Source organism: Pedobacter lusitanus (genome assembly GCF_040026395.1).
Lineage (GTDB): Bacteria > Bacteroidota > Bacteroidia > Sphingobacteriales > Sphingobacteriaceae > Pedobacter > Pedobacter lusitanus.
Genome location: NZ_CP157278.1, coordinates 5,220,914 through 5,241,224 on the forward strand (window position 1 = coordinate 5,220,914; position 20,311 = coordinate 5,241,224).

A 20,311-nucleotide genomic window follows, 5' to 3' on the forward strand; every position below is an offset into this window, starting at 1 on the left:
TGACAATTGTACGAAATTGTTCCTAAACAGATCAGTGTAATAAAAAATATTAATAAATCATTAATATTTTGCCGGGCCTGTTTTTATCTATAATTTAGCGATCAAACCAAATATATGATCAATAAGAGAGTAGCGGATGCCGATGAAGCAATCCGCGATATTATAGACGGACAAACGATTATGCTTGGTGGTTTCGGCCTGTGTGGTATTCCTGAAAAGTGTATTGCTGCATTGGTAAAGAAAGGCGTTAAGGAACTTACCTGTATTTCTAATAATGCAGGTGTCGACGATTTTGGAATCGGCCTGATGCTGAAAACCCGCCAGGTAAAAAAAATGATTTCTTCTTATGTAGGAGAAAATGCAGAATTTGAACGCCAGTTACTGAGCGGAGAACTAGAAGTCGAATTAATTCCTCAGGGTACATTAGCTACCCGTTGTATGGCAGCTGGTTATGGGATGCCGGTAATTTATACTCCTGCCGGTGTAGGTACTGAAGTAGCCGAAGGCAAGGAAGTCAGAAACTTTAACGGAAAGGATTACCTGATGGAGTATGCTTTTGAAGCAGATTTTGCCATTGTAAAAGCATGGAAAGGTGATACTGCCGGTAATCTTGTTTTCCGTTCCACAAGCCGTAATTTTAATCCTGTAATGGCTATGGCCGGAAAAATTACCATTGCTGAAGTAGAGGAGCTCGTAGAGCCGGGTGAACTTGATCCTGATCATATTCATACCCCTGGAGTTTATGTACACCGTATTTTTCAGGGTAAAGATTACGAAAAAAGAATAGAGCAGCGCACGATCAGACCGCGTAATTAACCAATCAGATATTGTATGTTAGATAAGAACGGAATTGCGAGACGCATCGCTAAAGAAATAAGAGACGGTTACTATGTGAATTTAGGAATTGGTATTCCAACACTGGTAGCAAATTATATCCCTGATGGAGTTAATGTAGTGCTGCAGTCAGAAAATGGTCTGCTGGGTATGGGGCCTTTCCCTTTTGAAGGGGAGGAAGATCCGGACATGATCAATGCTGGAAAACAAACGATTACTACCTTGCCTGGTTCTTCTATTTTTGACTCAGCAATGAGCTTTGGGATGATCAGAAGCCAGAAAATTGACCTGACTATACTCGGTGCAATGGAAGTTTCTGAGAATGGTGATATCGCGAACTGGAAGATTCCCGGGAAAATGGTGAAGGGGATGGGAGGAGCTATGGATTTAGTTGCTTCGGCCAAAAATATTATTGTAGCTATGCAGCATATTAATAAGGCAGGAGAAAGCAAGCTGCTTCCGAAATGTACCTTACCACTGACAGGTGTGAATTGTATCAGAAAGGTAGTAACTGAGTTAGCTGTTCTGGATGTTTTACCGGAAGGTGGTTTCAGATTGATAGAAAGAGCACCAGGGGTGAGTGTTGACTTTATTAAACAATCTACCTCAGGAAAGTTATTCGCTGAGGCAGATGTGAAAGAAATGGATTTAAACTGATCTCTTTAAGGTCAGTATAGTTTCTTTTAATTCGTCTGATATCTCTTTAGAAGTGGTGATAATATCTTCAGCCACATGTTTATTGTTAATGATAACTTTCTGACAGGATTCCTTGTAAGGAAGCAGATATTGTTTATAAGCAGGCATAACGTGGTTAACCCATTGATACATAACCATGTCACGGGTATAACCACGTTCTATCTCATCTCTTGAGATTCTGCGGTTAAGCGTAATTTCTTCATCTGCATCCATGAATATTTTAAGGTCGAATAACTGAGATAATTCCGGATAATGGAATACAAATAATCCTTCTACAATGATAATCGGTGCACTTGTAATATTCATTAAACGTGCACTCTCCTCGTTGATATTAAAAGTATACTCTTTTCTTGAAATTGACTGACCATCAATAAGCAATTTTAAGTCTTCCAATAATTTGGTGTCATCTATTCCTTCAGGGAGGTCAAAGTTGACCCATCCGTTTTCATCTACCTTTTGTTCACCAATTGGTTTGTAATAATCATCCTGGGAGATTAAACATACTTCCTCTGTACTGAAATGGTGGAGAAAACACTTTAAAAAGAATGTTTTTCCCGAACCACTGCCTCCAGCAACACCTATTATATAGGGTTTGTTATTGTTCATTCGCTTGTCCACTGTACGTTAAATTGCACAAAAACCTTTTATCCAATGCGCCCAATGCATCAGCTACCGCTTTTGTGACTACAATAATAACATCTTTTGTGGACTCATTCTCAGTAAATTTACCAACAACCTTCGCAAAAGTAGATCTGTTACTCATCGGATTGGTAATTTTCATGATAGTTCCGATAGGTGCAGAGCGATGTAATACCAGCATTTTTGACGGGTCAAGATCCTTATCTGTGATCCAGACGCCAGCACCTTTTTCATCCATCTGGCTCAGTCCGTAACGGCTTGCCGGAAGCCTCAAAGAGGGGTTTTTAACAGATTCTATGGTATCTGCATCTTTGGTGTCTTCATTGCTATTTCGCTCAGCTTTAACAGGATACTGCCCGTTTATCAGTAATTTCTGACCAACAAAGAGAGAGTTTGTTGTCAGGTTGTTTTTTGCTTTTAACTGATCAAGTGTCAGGTTATATTTTGTTGCTATGGAATACATCGTTTCATTAGATGCAACGATATGTTCCAGGAACTGATTTTTGTCCGGGCTTTCCTGACGGGCCAGAACTACCGGTTCCGTTTTAACAACAGGTGTTTCTTGTTTTTTTACAATTTCAGGTTTTTTCTCCTGAACGGGAACCTGTACTGGCGGAGGTGTTGGATGCGCCGGAGTAGTTACTGCAGGATTTGTCTGAGCAGTTTGAACCGGTGTTGTCTGTACAGGTGTTTTTTGCAGCGGAGTTGATGAAGCAGTTTCTCCTCCGGCCTTTACAGGCATTTTTAGAATCTGTCCGATCTTAAGATTTATAGTTTTAAGGTCGTTGATCCGTTTAATATCAGCTACTGTGGTGCCATATTGTCTGGCAAGCATCATTAAATTCTCTTTAGGCTGAACGGCATGTTCAGTAAATTCTGAATTACCTTGATCAGTAGCGGTATTTTCTGCTGGTTTATTTACTACAACTGCCTGTTTAACAGGTTCAGTATGTTTGGTTACTTCAGTTTTTACCGGTGTGGCAGCAACTGGTCCTGAAAAAGGGATGTTTGTTGGTACTTTGATCAAAACTCCGATAGAGAGGAATTTGTTCTCGTTATAAGCGATAATGTCTTTTGGACTAACATTATATCTTCTGCCCAGGGAGTAATAAGTGTCCTTTGCAACGACCTGGTGTAAAATAAGTTTTTTGCCATGTAGATTCTCAACACCTATTGAATCTCTTAGATTATCGGCCTTTACTGCAGATAAATTGAGGAAAAGGCCAAATAATAACGGTATATAATATTTTTGCATTAACGTTCTTGTGAGTGATTAAGTAGGCAATTATACGAATAATATATAAGAGCCTCAATTTTGAATATAAAACGACGATATATATGTCTCTATTGTATCATATAGTTTTTTTTCAAAACCATTTGCGTTCTGCAGTTGTTCTTTTATTATAGATTAACAACCCCAATATTAAATAAAAAATACATTATGGACGCAAAAGAAATTAGTTTGAGTGAGAAACAAGTTAAACCAGTAGTGGATCTATTGAATGATTATCTTGCAAACTATCATATTCATTATCAAAAGCTAAGAGGATGTCACTGGAATGTTAAGGGACAGAATTTTTTTACACTGCATCTTAAATTCGAAGAACTATATACCAATGCACAACTGACTATTGATGAAATCGCAGAACGTGTTTTAACTTTAGGAAAACCACCTCATAGCCGTTTTGCTGATTATATTAAGGAATCAGGTATTAAAGAACTAAATACTATAGGTTTGCAGGATCTGGCAATGGTTGATGCTATATTAGAAGATATGGCTCATTTAATTCAGTTAGAACGTGAACTGCTGGATGCTACTGCTGCTGCTGGTGATGATGGAAGTAACGATATGGTAAACCGTTTCATGCAGTTTAAAGAGAAAACTACCTGGATGCTACGCTCATTTGCAGGCAAAAAATAATTGGGCATAAGCTCTTCATAATTCTATTGTAAAACCATGTGAAAACATGGTTTTTTCTGTTTTAATGGGGGCTACAAACCAGAAATCTTAATACCTTTGATCCTGATGGGATATAAAAGTTTAGCCGAATGTGTGGCTGATTTAGAAAAACATGGTCATTTGCTCCGGATCAAAGAAGAAGTAGATCCTTATTTGGAAATGGCCGCTATACATCTTCGGGTGTATGAGCAAAAGGGGCCGGCGATATTTTTTGAAAATGTCAAAGGCAGCCCGTTTCCGGCAGTTTCTAATCTGTTTGGAACGCTGGAAAGATCTAAATTCATGTTCCGTGACAGCTTACCCCGGGTAAGTCAGCTGGTGGATCTTCGCTCTGATCCTATGAAAGCGTTAAAGAATCCTTTTAAGTTTGCCGGAGCTGGTTTGACCGCATTTTCAGCGCTGCCTATGCAGCAGCACCTGTTTAAATCTGCATTTAAGAAAACAACTATCAGTCAGCTGCCACAGATTGTAAACTGGCCTATGGATGGAGGCCCTTTTGTGACTATGCCGCAGGTCTATACAGAGGATGTAAATAAACCAGGGATAATGAATGCTAATCTGGGTATGTATCGTATTCAGCTGGCAGGAAATGATTATATAAAAGATAAAGAGATCGGATTGCATTATCAGATCCATAGAGGGATAGGGGTTCATCAGTCTAAGGCGAATGCAAAAGGAGTGCCTTTGAAGGTAAGTATTTTTGTAGGCGGGCCACCTTCACATCCACTTGCAGCAGTTATGCCTTTACCTGAAGGTTTGTCTGAGATGACATTTGCAGGTGCATTAGGTAATCGTCGTTTTCGTTATTTTTATGATGAAGAGGGATTTTGCCTGTCTGCCGATGCTGATTTTATCATTACAGGAACAGTGTATCCGCAGGAAAATAAACCGGAGGGACCATTTGGAGATCATTTGGGTTACTACAGCCTGACTCATCCTTTTCCTTTAATGAAGGTCCATAATGTATATCATAAGGAAGATGCCATCTGGTCATTCACTGTAGTTGGACGTCCGCCACAGGAAGACACCAGTTTTGGAGCATTAATTCATGAAATTGCCGGATCGGCATTGCCACAGGAAATACATGGTTTAAAAGAGGTGAACGCGGTTGATGCAGCTGGGGTACATCCTTTATTATTTGCTATTGGCAGTGAGCGATACACGCCGTTCCTTAATGAACGCAGACCACAGGAAATTCTGACTATTGCCAATCATATTTTAGGTAAAAATCAGTTAAGTCTTGCCAAGTATGTTCTTATTGCTGCACGTGAAGATAACGAACAGTTGAATACACATGATATAGAAGCTTTTCTGACACATATATTATCCCGTATTGATTTAAAGAGAGATTTGCATTTTTATACGGAGACCACAATTGATACGCTTGATTACAGTGGGGGAGGATTAAATAGCGGTTCAAAAGTAGTGCTAGCCGCCGCCGGAGAAATCAGAAGAGAATTAGCTAAAGAATTGCCGGCAGGTTTCAGTTTGCCATCTTCGCTGGAAGCACCTCATTTTGTTATGCCAGGGGTAATAGCAATCACAGCAGGTGCTTATACCACACCTGAAGAAGCCAGGGTTTCAGTTGCGGCACTGAATACTCAGTTAAGAGATAGTATACTTGATGGAATTGTTTTGATTGTATTATGCGACGATGCCTCATTTACTGCAGCTGATATTAATAATTTCGTTTGGGTAACCTTTACCAGAAGTAATCCGGCGGCTGACATTCACGGAATAGGTGAGTTTACCAAAGACAAACATTGGGGTTGCACGGGGCCGTTAATTATCGATGCAAGGAAAAAACCTCATCATGCGCCTGAACTCATTAAAGATGCTGCGGTTGAAGCTAATATTGACAGGTTTAAACTTAAACTGTAAATAGGAATTCGGTTTATGTGTTCTGCATAAGCCAGGAAGAGAATATGATTAAATCAAAAAGGCCCCTTTCCGAATTTCGGGAAGGGGCCTTTTTGATAAGAACTTTAGGGATTAGAATTTAACTCCCACAGTTAAAAAGACATTATTTCTGGCCACCTTAGCTGTTGCTATTGGCTCTGAGAAATTATTAAGCTCATATGGTGCAAAAGTATTGGTAGTTTCTGTACGCTGATAAGCTACATCCACATAATACTGATTAACGCGGTAACCTAAACCTCCTGAATAATATTTTACATCAAATACGTTTTTATCATCGCTTTTATAAGGAGTACCATTTAAACCATAACCTGCTCTCAGACTAAAGTTGTCAATTCTGTATTCACCACCGATTCTGTAGTTAACAGCACTTTTATAATTCTGTTTGATATAGTCATTATTCTCTCCGATCAGTGCAGAATAGCCATCACTTACAGAAAGTTTAGTTGACTTATAATCAACGTAATCAATATCAGCACTGATTAATCCATTTTGTGCTATAATTACGCTACCTCCAAAAGATGCTTTATATGGAGTACGCAGATTATAATTGAAATTACTGTTGTATACATTATTAAGACGGGTATCTACTACTGCTCCGCCCTGAGAGAAACGGGTATTTAAAACTTCTGCATAATCTTCTTCTACGTGCATCCAGGTCGGAGCCTGAAAAGTAGCACCAAGTCTTACTTCATTAATTGGTTTGTAGATGATACCTATACGACCGTTAATCCCGGATCCTGTTGTATGCTGACTGGTTGAATAGGCCAGGTCATAGTTTCTGCCAACCTGAATATTTGGACGGGCTGGTACAGGTGCTCCCGGAGCCAGTGTATTAATGATTGTTCCCTGTTCTGTATAAACTCCATCATTAATATAACGCATATTGACAAAGCCGATACTTGCACCCAGGTACAGCTGGTTGGAGATGTTTATAGCTCCGGAGAAATTAAGCTCAGAAGTTGATCCTACTCTGCTTTCACTTTTACTCTGTTTATTGGTCTGGCTGGTTGCAGGTACGTAAGAAAGGTTATCACCACTTTTCTGATCGATCAGATAGTTATCGAACGCCATACCCGGAGCTCCGGCTAAATCAGGTTCCCGAACGCCATTGGCTCTTTCTGCAAAAGCATCTGCCATTGAACTGTTATTGTTTGTTCCTGCATAGCTAAAGTTACCTCCGAAATCATTATTTCTGTTAAAACCTATTCCCCAAACCACACTAAGCACTCCCTTATTTAAATTAGATCCTTTTGGTCTGACAACAGGATTGTACCAGACAACAGCTGCCTGATTAAGGTTTAAGCGGTTTTTAGTGTCTTTTGTGTTTTGGCCAAGAAAGCTTGCATCAGATTTGGTATTGTTGAATTCAGGAGTAACGCTAAATTCAGAACGGGTAAACATACCCAATCCGGCAGGGTTACCACCAATTGAGCTGATATCACCACCCAAACTTATTTGTGCATTACCTAAGCCTTTAAATCTTGCTGAACTACCATAATCAGTGCGGGAGAATCTTAATGCATCACCTGCATATGTGCCATTTTGAGCATAAATATTACCTGTAGTACCTACTATAGCTACCACCAGGAGTTGTACGAATTTTTTCATTTACAATGTTAGATTATTAATTACCACGTCCTCCGCGACCACCACCGCCGCCGCCGCCACCAGTTCTTCCGCCACCGCCGCCGCCATAATTGCCGCCTGAGTAAGATGGGGTATAAGAAGATCTTTCAGAACTCCTTTGAGGAGTGTAGCTCCGTGATCTGTCTGGTCTTGTAGAAGATTGAGAAGAAGATCTGGAAGTACCGTAACCATTACTTCTTGCGTTATAGCCTCTGTTGTAACTTGATGATCCGTTATTATATCCTGATGATCCGTCACCGCGTGATGATCTTCTGCCTGGTAAAGAATTGCCGTTAGCGTCATATCCTCTTGCACCGGAACCGTTGTAGTTACCTCTTCCGTAGTTGTAGTTATCACTTCCTCTGGCGTTTCTTGGTGCGTAAGTACTGTTATAACGTCTGCCATAATAGCCTCCGCCATAATAACCGCCACCCCAGTAGCCGCCGCCCCATAATCCACCACCATAATAGCCACCGCCCCACAGGCCGCCGTAACCACCGCCCCATCCCCAGGGAGAATAGAAAGGAGAGTAAAATCCGCTACCCCAGCCATATCCAAAGCCTAAACCCCATGAACTGCCGTAATAGCCATTACCAAACCCTAATCCAAAGCCTAAACCTGAGTAATAAGGAGAGTAACCATATCCGCCACCATAAAACCCATCATAATAGAAAGGATCATAGTAGCCTCTGTATGGACTGCCGTAATAAAATCTGTTGATACGTGAAGAATAATCCATGTCAGCATATAAATCACTGCTGCCATAATAATCATCACCATCATTATATCCGTCATTTACTGATTGTGATGAATAGGTACGCTCGGGGGCAGTATACTCTACCGCCCTTGCGGTTGATCCGTAAACGTCGTCATTATGACGAGTTTGCTGGGCCATTTGAGGAGCAGAACAGGAGGAGACGGCGAGTGCCGCTACAACCAGCATGCTGGAAAATAAATGGTTAGGTTTCATAATATGTGAGTTCTTTGTGTGTGTAAACAGTTTTTTTGTAGGCATAAATTTATAAATTTGTAGCCTAGCATGCAAGTTATTTAACACAATAAACGTTCCAAACAGTTATGAGCAAAGGTATTACAAGTAAAAACGAGGATTATTCCCAGTGGTATAACGACATTGTTATGAAAGCCGATCTGGCAGAACATTCCGCGGTAAAAGGATGTATGGTTATAAAGCCCTATGGCTATTCCATTTGGGAGAAAATGCAGGCTGTTTTGGATCAGAAATTTAAAGATACGGGGCACAGTAATGCCTATTTTCCTTTATTCATTCCTAAGTCATTTTTTTCTAAGGAAGCGGCGCACGTAGAAGGTTTTGCGACAGAATGTGCAGTTGTGACACATTACCGTCTTAAAAATGACGGAGAGGGCAATATTATTGTTGATCCTGAAGCTAAATTAGAAGAAGAACTGATTGTAAGACCAACTTCTGAAACCATTATATGGAACACTTTCAGAGGATGGGTGCAGTCTTACCGTGATTTACCTTTATTGATTAACCAATGGGCAAATGTGGTAAGATGGGAGATGCGTACACGTCTTTTTCTGCGTACGACAGAATTTTTATGGCAGGAAGGTCATACTGCTCATGCTACTTCTGAAGAAGCAGTTGCTGAAACCAAACAGATGCTTGAAGTATATGCAGATTTCGCTGAGAAATGGATGGCTTTGCCAGTCGTAAAAGGTGTGAAAACGGCTAATGAGCGTTTCGCAGGTGCACTGGATACTTATTGTATAGAGGCATTAATGCAGGATGGCAAGGCTTTACAGGCAGGTACTTCTCACTTTTTAGGACAGAATTTTGCTAAAGCTTTCGATGTAAAGTTTACCAACAAAGAAGGAAAAATTGATCATGTATGGGCAAGTTCATGGGGGGTATCTACCCGTATGATCGGTGCATTGATTATGGCACATAGTGATGATCAGGGATTGGTTCTTCCTCCAATGTTAGCGCCGATACAGGTAGTTATAGTGCCTATTTACAGAAATGATGAAGATTTTGATAACATTTCTGCTTATGTTAATGAACTGACACCAAAATTGAAAAAATTAGGTATCTCAGTAAAATATGACAACAGGGATTCTCAACGTCCGGGATTCAAATTTGCAGAATACGAATTGAAAGGTGTACCGGTTCGTCTGGCTATTGGTGGCCGGGATATGGAAAATGGCACTGTAGAATTAGCAAGAAGAGATACAGGAGAGAAAAAGACAGTAAGTCAGGAAGGTCTGGATACATATATTCTTCAGTTGCTGGATGAAATTCAGGAGAATATCTATAAAAAAGCTTTTGATTACAGAAAAGAGCATATTACTATTGCTGATACTTATGCTGAGTTTAAAGAGCTTTTAGACGGTAAAGGCGGATTTATTTCAGCACATTGGGATGGTACTCCGGAAACAGAGCAAAAAATAAAAGAAGAAACGAAGGCTACAATCAGATGTATTCCGTTAGATAATAAGTTAGAAGACGGGATTTGTATTTACTCAGGTAAACCATCTGTTCAACGTGTTTTATTCGCCCGTGCTTACTAAGCTACGGCATCAGAAAATTTAAAAAAGAGCAACATGAAATTTGCAACGAAAGCTATACATGCAGGTCAGGAACCTGATCCAACAACAGGAGCGGTAATGACTCCGATTTATCAGACCTCTACTTACTGGCAAAAAGCGCCGGGTGATCATCAGGGGTTTGAATATTCGAGAGGTACAAACCCAACCCGTCAGGCACTGGAAAATTGTCTTGCTGCCCTGGAAAATGCTAAATATGGTTTGGCTTTCTCTTCAGGTATGGGGGCTACTGATACTGTAATGCGTTTATTGCAGCCAGGAGATGAGGTTATTACCGGTAATGATCTTTACGGAGGATCGTATCGTATCTTTACTAAAGTATATGCTAAATATGGTATTAAGTTTCATTTCCTGGATTTATCAAAACCAGAAAATATGCTGCCGTATATCAATGATAAAACCAAACTGGTATGGATTGAGACACCTACAAATCCAACTATGCAGATTATCGATATTGAGGGCGTAGCTAAGATTACTAAAGAAAAGGGATTGATCCTTACAGTGGATAACACTTTTGCTTCACCGTATTTACAGAACCCGATTGATCTTGGAGCTGATATTGTAATGCACTCAGTTACCAAATATATTGGTGGTCACTCAGATGTTGTTATGGGTGCATTGCTATTAAACGATGATCAGTTATATAAAGATCTTTGGTTTATCTACAATGCATGCGGAGCAACACCAGGTCCTCAGGATGCGTTTCTTGTTTTAAGAGGAATTAAAACCCTGCACCTGCGGATGAAAGCACATTGTGAAAATGGCGAGAAGGTAGCGCATTTTCTTAAGAACCATCCTAAAATTGATAAAATCTACTGGCCTGGTTTTGAGGATCATCCTAACCATGACATCGCAAAAAAACAAATGCGTGGTTTTGGTGGAATGGTTTCTATCACGTTAAAAGGAGCAGATCTGGCAGAAACTTTCAGAGTAGCATCTTCTTTCAAGGTATTTACATTGGCAGAATCATTAGGTGGGGTAGAGTCTTTGATTAATCACCCGACTACAATGACTCATGGTTCTATTCCTAAAGAAGAGCGTGAAAAAGTTGGTGTGACTGATAACCTGTTGCGTTTAAGTGTTGGGGTAGAAGATATTGATGATCTTTTAGCAGATCTGGCACAGGCATTAAGCTAGACAGGATCACCTCCTGGAAGCAGTGAAATATTGAATAATCAGGTATCTGATATTCATGTCATAATTATACACAATGAGCCAGTTTAAAATCTTCAGGGAGATTAAACTGGCTTCTATAAATAAAACCCATTGGAATTTTTAGAACTCAAGGACTTCCTGGATATTAAAGTGGCTCAATATAACAAGCCAGACTTTATTACTAATGATCCGATTTGTATTCCACATCGTTTTTCTAAAAAACAGGATATAGAAATTGCTGCATTCTTTGCGGCAATTTTGGCTTGGGGACAAAGAAAGACGATTATCAATAAATGTACTGATCTGTTTGAACGTATGGATAATGAGCCTTACAACTTTATGCTGTATCACGGTGATGAAGACCTGCGTCGTTTACTGAACTTTAAACACAGGACATTTAACGATACTGATCTGTTATATTTTATTTCATTCTTTAAACATCATTATACGGTTTCCGATAGTTTGGAAACAGCTTTTCTTCCTGATAATTTCAGTCATCAGGAAAATTTCACTGCTGAAAATGCCCTTAATCATTTTCGCAGTTATTTTTTTAGTCTCCCGGATTCTCCCCGCCGGACGGTAAAACATATCTCTTCGCCACTTCAGAAGTCCACCTGCAAAAGACTGAATATGTTTTTACGCTGGATGGTACGTAAGGATCAGACCGGTGTGGACTTTGGTCTCTGGAATACAATCTCTCCTGCAGATCTGATCTGCCCATGTGACGTACATGTAGACCGTGTTGCCCGTCGTCTTGATCTGATTACGCGTAAACAGACTGATTGGAGAACTGCTGTAGAGCTTACTGCTGAGCTTAGTAAATTTGATCCGCTGGACCCTGTAAAATATGATTTCGCTCTATTTGGACTTGGGGTGGAAGAGAAATTTTAAAAATTCTTTATCTTTAAATGGATAGTCTGAATTTGATTAGTGGATGAAAAGTATATATCAATTTAAAAAAAACAGAGGGTGAATGATAACTTTTGAAGCCGAAATAGAACGGTTCTCTAAAATGGGTGAAAAAACCGGCTGGACTTACGTCGTAATTCCAATGGAAATAGCTGCTCAGATAAAGAAGGATTACCGGAAAAGCTTTCGTGTCGAGGGGTTTCTTGATACCGTGCCAGTAAAAGGGCTGTCTCTTATCCCAATGGGGGAGGGAGATTACATTCTGGCCCTAAATGCGAATTTGCGTAAACAACTGAAAAAAGAAGAGGGAGCAATGCTCCGTCTGGAGTTAGCAGAAGATAAAACCTTCAGGATTGAAATGCCTGAAGATCTGGAACTATGTCTGCTTGATGAAAGGTATTGTCTGGAGAATTTCCTGAAATTGCCCAAATCTCATCAAAACTATTATATCACCTGGCTCAATAGTGCCAAAACCGAACCTACCCGTATTAAGCGTCTCACTCAGATTGTTATCGCTATGGATAAGCAGCAGACTTTCTCTGAGATGATGCGGAGCAATAAAGGAAAAGAGGCTTAAATGGGTTCTCAAAGAGAGATTAAGAAACTCTTTTGTAATCTCTGAACCAGCTGCTTATCTTCATCTGTATAACTCCTACAAATGCTTCTCTGAAAATCCTTGTACTCATTTTTGAGGTTCCTTCCGTTCTGTCTGTAAATATAATGGGTACTTCCACTACATTGAAGCCATATTTTATCGCTGTAAATTTCATTTCGATCTGAAATGCATAGCCTACAAACTTAATCTTGTCAAAAGGAATAGTTTCCAATACAATCCGTTTATAACATTTAAATCCAGCTGTAGCATCCTGAATATTGATTCTCGTGATGAATCTTACATACATAGAAGCAAAGTAAGACATCAGTACTCTGCTCATCGGCCAGTTAACCACATTAACTCCTCTTACATATCTTGAACCGATAGCAACATCTCCACCATTTACACAGGCTTCGCGAAGTTTAAAAAGGTCATCGGGATTGTGAGAGAAATCTGCATCCATTTCAAATATATAGGCATAGGAATGCTGTAATGCCCATTTAAAGCCGTGAATATAAGCTGTGCCTAAACCTAGTTTCCCGGTTCTCTGTTCCATGTGCAAGCCGGGGAACTCCTGTTGTAGTTTTTTTACAATATCGGCTGTGCCATCCGGGGATCCGTCATCGATGATTAAAATATCAAAAGAAAAACTCAGGCTAAATACCTTGCGGATAATTTTCTCAATGTTTTCTTTTTCATTATAGGTGGGAATGATGACTAGGCTATCTGACACGTGTGTGGTATAAGGGGTTATAAAATTATGTGCGAAAATATTGATTAAAATCGAAATTCAGGTAATTATCAGCTGATTTAACATCACTTAACATTATCACAGATGAAAAGAGGGTATTTAGTCAAATTTTGTAAAATGGCTGTTTACAACAAAACCACAAAGATCTCTCTTTATGGTTTTGTTTGTGCTTGCATCAATGATTGATGTATTTTTTATTTTGAATGATTAGAATCTCTTATTGACTAACTGGTCGCATTCATTGTTTTTTGTAACCACTTAGTGATGAAAAACAAAATAACAGAGGCAATACCTGCCATTACTACGAATAGCATAAAGAAATCATAAAGATTTTTAATTGTATAGCCCAGGAAAGTAGGTTTCTCAGGATTAAGGTTATAAACTTCTACTACAGATGCAGTTTTGTCGCTACCCTTAACAATATATATTTCTGTTTGAGCTGCATTTGTACCCAGTAAGAATTTACCTTCTTTTTCTCCGGCAACAGCAAGTTTTTCAATTTCCTTCTCACTAAGTTTTTTAGGAGAGATTCTGTTAACTTTATTAGTGTCAATAGTAATTGAAGGGTGGGCAGATGTAATTGAAAGTGCTACTAAAGAATCAGGACTCAATGAGTGAGAATTCTTTTTAACGGTGCTCAGGTTCCATTGCTGGATATCCTTTTTGTTGTTTGCAACCTGCTGCCAGTCAATAGCACTGTTTGTTAATACCAATGGACTAACTTTATATTCTGCTATTTTAGCTTCTTCTTCAGGATATTTAGAACTTAATTTACCTGCCAGTACATTTGCACCTGCATTAGCAAGGAACCACACTGCCATTAAAAGAGATGAAAGTTTTAGCGGAGAAAGTTTATTTACCAGGGACAAACCAATTGGCGAAAGACATAACTCTCCCCAGGTATGAAAAGCATACATACCAATCAGGTAGATCATACTTACTTTTATTCCTGCACCAACATCTTTAACACCAGTTGCGATAACAAGGTATCCCAGTGCCAGCAGCATTAAACCTAAGGCCATTTTAGTAGGTGCAGAAGGTTCTTTTCTACCTAATTTGATCCACAACCAGGCAAATACTGGTGCAAATACAACTACAAAAATTGAATTTAAAGACTGGAACCAGCTGGATGGAACAGTAAAGAAACCTAAATTTCTCTGAGTCTGTTCTTCAGCGAAGAATGTTAAGGAAGCTCCTGCCTGCTCGAATGCACTCCAAAAGAATAATACGAAGAATGCAACGATGAAAATTACGGATATCTTTTTCTTTTCAATTTTAGAAAGCGTTTTATCCGTGAAGATCATGATCGCAATTCCTACTACAGCAAGTATCAGCAAATAACTCAGGTAGCTTACAATTTTAGCGTCAATATATAACATACCAACACATAAAGCAGAAAAGGCAAACAAACCTAGATAAACCAGGACTGGTGAAACCTTTTTATCTCCCGGATTAGCTGGTGTCAGACCTAAAAGATCTCCATTCGGATCACGTACATACTTATCTCTGAAATTGATAAAAACCAGAACACCGATAGCCATAGCTACTGCAGCAGCAAGGAAAGCCCACTTAAAGTCAGCCGGGTTACCTGTATCACCAAAATATCCGCAAATAAATGGTCCCAATGCACCACCTACATTGATTCCCATATAGAAAATTGTATAGGCTGCATCAATTCTGCGGTCACTTTTAGGGTAAAGCTGCCCCACCATTGAAGAGATATTTGGTTTAAAGAAACCATTACCTGAAATCATGAAACCTAAACCTGTAAAAAATAGAAATGTGGAAATATCAGGCATTGAATGATATAGGGAAGCACAGCCGAACATAATCAGCTCTCCCAATGCCATAAGTATACCTCCGGTTACAATAGATCTTCTGTTTCCCCAGTATCTGTCGGCTATAAAACCACCAATTAATGGAGTCAGGTATACAAGTCCTGTATAACTTCCATATAAATTTGACGCAAACGCTTTGTCAAATAATAAGGCTTTGGTCATAAAAAGCACCAAAATAGCGCGCATACCGTAGTAATTGAAACGTTCCCACATCTCGGTAGCGAACAGCACATATAATCCTTTTGGATGGCCTGTCTGAGCAGATTCTACTTGCCCTGGCTTAAGGATTTCAGATTGATCCATAAATGTTGTATTATAGTTTAGTTAAATTAAAAGTTTGCAAATTAATTCTAATTATTGGTTATTCCCGGTAACTATTTTATTCCTTTTTCTTCCATGATACCGTTTAACCATTTTAAAAGGCTAAATGCTATAATAGCGGAGAAAAGAAGTAGACTGAAATTTACCCAAAAAAAGTTGGCTTTATTTTCATAAGTATCCCAAAGCGTAGCCAGTACACCAGACAATTTATTTCCAATTGACGTGGCCAGAAACCATCCGCCCATCATCAGTGAGGTAATCCTTACCGGACTTAGCTTAGAAACGAGAGAAAGTCCCATTGGGCTCAAAAACAGCTCACCAATAGTAATTACTCCATAACCTGCAACCAGCCAGAGCACAGAAACCTTTTCTGTACCGTTACTGCCAGAGTAAACCGCACCGATCATTACCAATACCGAAAGTGCTGAAATAAACAGTCCGAATGCAATTTTTGTAGCCGTGCTTGGCTCGCTGTTTCTGTTACGTAGCCACGTGAAAAAGGCGACTACTAAGGGAGTCAGTAAAATTACCCATGCAGGATTGATGGACTGACTTAGATTTGTTGCCCAAAGTTCAACTTTACCACCTTCAGCAGGAAGTTTATCTGCTGGGATATTCTTGAAATATGTTGGGTAATTATATTCTTTTAACACAATTCCGTCTTTCTTTTGAATACGGAATGCCTGGTCATATAAAGGTATAGAGTCTTTCGAATAGGTGAAGTTTTGTGAGAAATTTAGTTTAGAAAATGTTTTTTCTGCAACAGGATTTTGTAGGTGTCTGTCTGTATAACGATCAGCCCAGGTAGTTAATGCAGTCCCGTTTTGCTTAAATACGGCCCAGAAAAGAATAACTACAGCAAATATTGTCAGTAAAGCTGCAATAGGCCTTTTTTCGTCCTTATCTGCTTTAGCAAGTAAGGAACCGTAAAAATAAATTACAGGTACGCAGGCAAAGATAAAAGCATCAGTAGAAGCGGAACCAACCAGTGCATGTCCCATTAGTTTGGTTGGAAGTACCCAGCCTATTACACCAGCAATAACTGATGGAACCAATATGACTAATATAATTTTCAGGAAAGACATGTCTCCTTCTTTTACACCTTTTTTAATGTCAAAAGCTCTGTAGTGTTTCATCCCATAAATAAATATGGCAACACCAATAAACATTCCTACTCCGGCTGCAATAAATGCATAACCCCATCCCAGCATGATGTATAGCGCTGCACCAAAGAAATTACAGATAAAGGCTCCTATATTAATACCCATATAGAATATATTATAGCCTTCATCTTTTTTATCTGAGTATTCGGGGGTAGAGTAAATATTACCCAGCAGAGTAGAGATATTTGGTTTGAAAAAACCATTTCCGATAATAACCAGCGTCATGGAAAGATAAAGGACCGGCAGACTGTGTATGGCCATCATGCAATACCCAATACCCATTAACAGACCACCCAATATGATGGATTTGGTATAACCCAAATACCTGTCGGCAATTAACCCACCTAGAAAGGGGGTAAGAAATACAAGTGCTATAAACGTACCATAAAGGTCGGCAGATTCAGCCTCGGTCATCGAAAAACCTGCTTTAACATCTTTTAAATACAGGGTAAAGATCCCTATCATCAGGTAATATCCAAAACGTTCCCACATTTCGGACAGGAAAAGAAAAGTCAGTCCTCTCGGATGCTTTACTTTAATGGTTTCATTCATCAATTTCAAAAATTAGGTGTGTGTTAGCGAATAGACGCATCGCGCAATATAAGGACATGACCCCGTAATCACAAATTTAAACCCTATGGAGGCTGTGTTTTGCTTTAAAGTTAATTTTTTACTGGAATTTCTTTGGGTTTAGGATCTATATAGAAATCATCCTTTTCATTCGGATCATTCTTTAATTCGATATTTTCCATCAGTTTTAATTGATTACCGACCAGACGGTAACCATCAAAGCTGGAATCAGAAGCATAGTATTCAAAATTTCCTTCCATGTTGGTGTCAAAAGGAGCAAGGTGATCAAATACAATCATCTGTTCTTTTTTGTCCAGTCTTAAAGTCATGGAATTCAGTTTATTGTATTCAAATACAATTCTGTTCTTAACCTCGGTGTTTTTAGGACCCTGGAAAATTGCTTTTCCAAACTGAAGCTCATCATTTTTAAAAGAGAGCACTTCGATTACTTTTTTAGAGGTTTTATTGTTATTTCCTTTCCAGCCCAGCAGTACATATGAAGTATTCTGACCACTTACAATCAATGGAATTATTTCATAATAACGTGCACCATACCATTGTTTGTTGCTGGTAATCTGGTTATTATCTTTAATTTGATCTGTTTCATCAATCAATGGAAATAATTTTAGCTTTCCATCTTTAGTAGCTATCTGAACAGTACCAAAAAAACGATAGGTTCCTTCTACAGTAGGTATATACCAGGAAAAAATCCGGAAAGCATTATCTGGTGATTTTACTACAGATATGGTTTGCAGAGAATCAAAACCGAAATCAAATGATGAAGGTGTCTTAAGTGCTGTTACAAGTGTTTTGATGAAGTTTGCATTTTGTGCAAAGCGATCAGCATTACTTGGGGCAGAAAATAAGGTGCGGGTGATTTTAAGTAAAGAATCCTGATACTTATTCAGCGACTCTGCACCCGGATTAAGCTGTGCAGAGACATCTGTTGCTGCACAGCTCATCAGGATTAATATTAAAAAAGATTTAAAAACCTTTTTCATTAGTACATAATTGTTTTTGGATGATAAGGAAGCTATCATGTGCTAATAATTATTGTTTGTGTTCTAAGGCACATGATGGTCTGATTAATTTAATTTTTCAATAACCAGTGCACTTGCGCCACCACCGCCATTGCAAATCCCCGCAACACCGATCTTACCGTTATTCTGGTCCAGAACAGATAGCAGTGTGACAACAATACGTGCTCCGGAAGCACCAAGCGGATGTCCCATTGCAACTGCACCGCCATTGATATTTACTTTAGATTCAGATAACCCCATTTCCTGATTGTTTGCCAATGAAACGACAGAGAAGGCCTCATTGATCTCAAAGAAGTCTACGTCAGCAATGCTTTTTCCAGCTTTTTGTAAAGCTAATGGAATCGCTTTGGAAGGTGCAGTTGTGAACCATTCCGGAGCCTGTTGTGCATCTGCATAGCTTAATATGCGGGCTAGTGGTTTTAGACCAAGTTCTTTTGCTTTATCAGCACTCATTAAAACCAATGCTGCAGCACCATCATTTAATGCAGAAGCATTTGCTGCGGTTATTGTACCATCTTTTTTAAATACTGGTTTTAAGCCAGGTAATTTATCAAAGTTAACAGTATATACATCTTCATCTTTATCAACGATAGTTGCATTTCCTTTGCGGTCAACAACTTCTACAGGTATGATTTCTGCATTGAATTTGCCATCGTTTATTGAAGCCTGTGCCCTTTTATAAGAATTGACAGCATAATTATCCTGTGATTCACGACTGATATTATAGGTAGAGGCACATAGTTCTGCAGCAGAACCCATGTGATAGTCATTATAAACATCCCATAAACCGTCCTTAACAAGACCGTCTGTGATTTGTCCATGTCCTAATCTATATCCTGTTCTTGCTTTATCCAGGTAATAAGGAACATTACTCATACTTTCCATTCCACCGGCAACAACAATATCATTTTGTCCTAAAGTGATGCTCTGTGCCGCAAGCATAATTGCTTTTGTGCCAGAAGCGCATACTTTATTAATTGTAGTAGAAGGAACATCAGGTAAACCAGCGAATTTGGCTGCCTGAGTTGCTGGAGCCTGACCTACATTAGCAGATAAGACATTACCCATATATACTTCCTGTACATCTTCAGGTTTGATCCCTGATTTTTCAACAGCAGCTTTAATAGCAAAACCGCCCAGCTGGGTAGCTGTAAAACCTGACAGCGAACCGCCGAAACTTCCAATTGGTGTTCTTAATGCTGATACGATAACTACTTCTCTCATTTGTCTCTATTAAATTTGGTTATGGGCAAATCTAATAATTTAAAATTTGCTCAGAAAGGTCTTTTTTAAAACCTACAATAAAAAGACCTTAAATATAGCCTGACCTGCTATGTGAAGTTTAATCACCTGCATATCTGTTATCCATGCTGGATTAACTTTCCGGATCATCTTAGCCTTATATGGTTGTTTTTTGTGTTGAATTTTATGAGATTAATAGTGCCGGAATTAATAATCAGATTGCGTCAGATGATTTTTAAATTATTGGGATTTTTAATTTTTCAGACCATTAAATATCTGCTTAATTGGTTTTTTTTGCAATGTTGTTCATTTTTTTACAAAAAAAAATAGCCTTTTTGATAATTGAAAAAACGTTTTTGTCTTTTGAGAAGTGTAGAATTACACTCAACACCATTGTTGAATTGTAAAAAAGTTTTTAACATTGAACATTAATTTGTTAAACGTATTTAATGGAAATATTTGATAG

The 20,311-nt window shown here is 38.9% G+C and carries 16 protein-coding genes and 1 pseudogene; 8 read left to right on the plus strand and 9 right to left on the minus strand.

Features of this window, described 5'->3' with window-relative positions; all coding sequences use genetic code 11:
* The first annotated feature begins 114 nt into the window (after positions 1-114).
* Positions 115-816 carry a CoA transferase subunit A gene (locus tag PL_RS22485; RefSeq protein ID WP_041879160.1) on the plus strand — a complete coding sequence of 234 codons (702 nt, stop codon included), beginning with the start codon at positions 115-117 and terminating at the stop codon, positions 814-816.
* 15 nt (positions 817-831) lie between these two features.
* Positions 832-1,491: a CoA transferase subunit B gene (locus tag PL_RS22490; protein ID WP_041879163.1), complete on the plus strand. Its 660-nt coding sequence runs from the start codon at positions 832-834 to the stop codon at positions 1,489-1,491.
* Here the strand turns inward: PL_RS22490 and PL_RS22495 are convergent.
* Positions 1,483-2,136, minus strand: coding sequence for a uridine kinase family protein (locus tag PL_RS22495; RefSeq protein ID WP_041879166.1), 654 nt, complete (start codon positions 2,134-2,136; stop codon positions 1,483-1,485). The two genes, PL_RS22490 and PL_RS22495, sit on opposite strands and share 9 nt — an antisense overlap.
* Positions 2,126-3,424: a DPBB and LysM peptidoglycan-binding domain-containing protein gene (locus PL_RS22500; protein ID WP_041879169.1), complete on the minus strand. Its 1,299-nt coding sequence runs from the start codon at positions 3,422-3,424 to the stop codon at positions 2,126-2,128. Before PL_RS22500 ends, PL_RS22495 begins: the two co-directional genes overlap by 11 nt.
* Positions 3,425-3,610: 186 nt before the next feature.
* Here PL_RS22500 and PL_RS22505 point away from each other — a divergent pair, with 186 nt between their 5' ends.
* Both PL_RS22505 and PL_RS22510 read left to right on the plus strand, forming a co-directional pair.
* The gene (locus PL_RS22505) at positions 3,611-4,090 is read left to right on the plus strand and encodes a Dps family protein (protein ID WP_348620406.1); all 480 of its coding nucleotides are present in this window, start codon (positions 3,611-3,613) and stop codon (positions 4,088-4,090) included.
* Positions 4,091-4,195: 105 nt separating this feature from the next.
* Entirely contained in the window at positions 4,196-6,010 is a 1,815-nt protein-coding gene (locus PL_RS22510; protein ID WP_041879172.1) for a UbiD family decarboxylase, read from the plus strand.
* Positions 6,011-6,121: 111 nt separating this feature from the next.
* Here PL_RS22510 and PL_RS22515 read toward each other — a convergent pair whose 3' ends face one another.
* Together PL_RS22515 and PL_RS22520 are read right to left on the minus strand one after the other, a co-directional pair.
* On the minus strand, positions 6,122-7,657 hold the full coding sequence (locus PL_RS22515; RefSeq protein WP_041879175.1) for an OmpP1/FadL family transporter: 1,536 nt from the start codon (positions 7,655-7,657) through the stop codon (positions 6,122-6,124).
* 16 nt (positions 7,658-7,673) lie between these two features.
* Positions 7,674-8,645, minus strand: a complete 972-nt coding sequence (locus PL_RS22520; protein ID WP_160292071.1) for a hypothetical protein — start codon at positions 8,643-8,645, stop codon at positions 7,674-7,676.
* Positions 8,646-8,752: 107 nt separating this feature from the next.
* Between PL_RS22520 and proS the strand changes: the two genes are divergently transcribed.
* The 4 genes and pseudogenes from proS to PL_RS22540 all read left to right on the plus strand — a co-directional run bounded on the left by proS (position 8,753) and on the right by PL_RS22540 (position 12,902).
* The gene (gene proS, locus PL_RS22525; protein ID WP_041879178.1) at positions 8,753-10,225 is read left to right on the plus strand and encodes a proline--tRNA ligase; all 1,473 of its coding nucleotides are present in this window, start codon (positions 8,753-8,755) and stop codon (positions 10,223-10,225) included.
* A 27-nt stretch (positions 10,226-10,252) separates the two neighbouring features.
* Positions 10,253-11,398 (plus strand): annotated as a pseudogene (locus PL_RS22530) (cystathionine gamma-synthase); the annotation flags it as partial.
* Positions 11,399-11,527: 129 nt separating this feature from the next.
* Positions 11,528-12,307, plus strand: coding sequence for a TIGR02757 family protein (locus PL_RS22535; RefSeq protein WP_041879184.1), 780 nt, complete (start codon positions 11,528-11,530; stop codon positions 12,305-12,307).
* 82 nt (positions 12,308-12,389) lie between these two features.
* Positions 12,390-12,902 (plus strand): YdeI/OmpD-associated family protein, encoded by a 513-nt coding sequence (locus PL_RS22540; RefSeq protein WP_041879187.1) that lies wholly within the window; start codon positions 12,390-12,392, stop codon positions 12,900-12,902.
* 19 nt (positions 12,903-12,921) lie between these two features.
* Here the strand turns inward: PL_RS22540 and PL_RS22545 are convergent, their stop codons facing one another.
* From PL_RS22545 to PL_RS22565, 5 genes are all read right to left on the minus strand, one after another.
* The gene (locus PL_RS22545) at positions 12,922-13,653 is read right to left on the minus strand and encodes a polyprenol monophosphomannose synthase (RefSeq protein WP_041879190.1); all 732 of its coding nucleotides are present in this window, start codon (positions 13,651-13,653) and stop codon (positions 12,922-12,924) included.
* A 242-nt stretch (positions 13,654-13,895) separates the two neighbouring features.
* The gene (locus tag PL_RS22550) at positions 13,896-15,812 is read right to left on the minus strand and encodes a peptide MFS transporter (RefSeq protein WP_041886769.1); all 1,917 of its coding nucleotides are present in this window, start codon (positions 15,810-15,812) and stop codon (positions 13,896-13,898) included.
* A 71-nt stretch (positions 15,813-15,883) separates the two neighbouring features.
* Positions 15,884-17,545: a peptide MFS transporter gene (locus PL_RS22555; RefSeq protein WP_041886772.1), complete on the minus strand. Its 1,662-nt coding sequence runs from the start codon at positions 17,543-17,545 to the stop codon at positions 15,884-15,886.
* Positions 17,546-17,655: 110 nt separating this feature from the next.
* Positions 17,656-18,564: a hypothetical protein gene (locus PL_RS22560; RefSeq protein ID WP_041886774.1), complete on the minus strand. Its 909-nt coding sequence runs from the start codon at positions 18,562-18,564 to the stop codon at positions 17,656-17,658.
* A gap of 84 nt (positions 18,565-18,648) precedes the next feature.
* Positions 18,649-19,827, minus strand: a complete 1,179-nt coding sequence (locus PL_RS22565) for an acetyl-CoA C-acyltransferase (RefSeq protein WP_041886776.1) — start codon at positions 19,825-19,827, stop codon at positions 18,649-18,651.
* Between the last annotated feature and the right edge of the window lie 484 nt (positions 19,828-20,311).

Bases quoted from the DNA above. Each gene is read 5' to 3' on its own strand.
- PL_RS22485 (WP_041879160.1), top strand. From the start codon at position 115: ATGATCAATAAGAGAGTAGCGGATGCCGATGAAGCAATCCGCGATATT.
- PL_RS22490 (WP_041879163.1), top strand. From the start codon at position 832: ATGTTAGATAAGAACGGAATTGCGAGACGCATCGCTAAAGAAATAAGA.
- PL_RS22495 (WP_041879166.1), bottom strand. From the start codon at position 2,136: ATGAACAATAACAAACCCTATATAATAGGTGTTGCTGGAGGCAGTGGT.
- PL_RS22500 (WP_041879169.1), bottom strand. From the start codon at position 3,424: ATGCAAAAATATTATATACCGTTATTATTTGGCCTTTTCCTCAATTTA.
- PL_RS22505 (WP_348620406.1), top strand. From the start codon at position 3,611: ATGGACGCAAAAGAAATTAGTTTGAGTGAGAAACAAGTTAAACCAGTA.
- PL_RS22510 (WP_041879172.1), top strand. From the start codon at position 4,196: ATGGGATATAAAAGTTTAGCCGAATGTGTGGCTGATTTAGAAAAACAT.
- PL_RS22515 (WP_041879175.1), bottom strand. From the start codon at position 7,657: ATGAAAAAATTCGTACAACTCCTGGTGGTAGCTATAGTAGGTACTACA.
- PL_RS22520 (WP_160292071.1), bottom strand. From the start codon at position 8,645: ATGAAACCTAACCATTTATTTTCCAGCATGCTGGTTGTAGCGGCACTC.
- proS (WP_041879178.1), top strand. From the start codon at position 8,753: ATGAGCAAAGGTATTACAAGTAAAAACGAGGATTATTCCCAGTGGTAT.
- PL_RS22540 (WP_041879187.1), top strand. From the start codon at position 12,390: ATGATAACTTTTGAAGCCGAAATAGAACGGTTCTCTAAAATGGGTGAA.
- PL_RS22550 (WP_041886769.1), bottom strand. From the start codon at position 15,812: ATGGATCAATCTGAAATCCTTAAGCCAGGGCAAGTAGAATCTGCTCAG.
- PL_RS22555 (WP_041886772.1), bottom strand. From the start codon at position 17,545: ATGAATGAAACCATTAAAGTAAAGCATCCGAGAGGACTGACTTTTCTT.
- PL_RS22560 (WP_041886774.1), bottom strand. From the start codon at position 18,564: ATGAAAAAGGTTTTTAAATCTTTTTTAATATTAATCCTGATGAGCTGT.
- PL_RS22565 (WP_041886776.1), bottom strand. From the start codon at position 19,827: ATGAGAGAAGTAGTTATCGTATCAGCATTAAGAACACCAATTGGAAGT.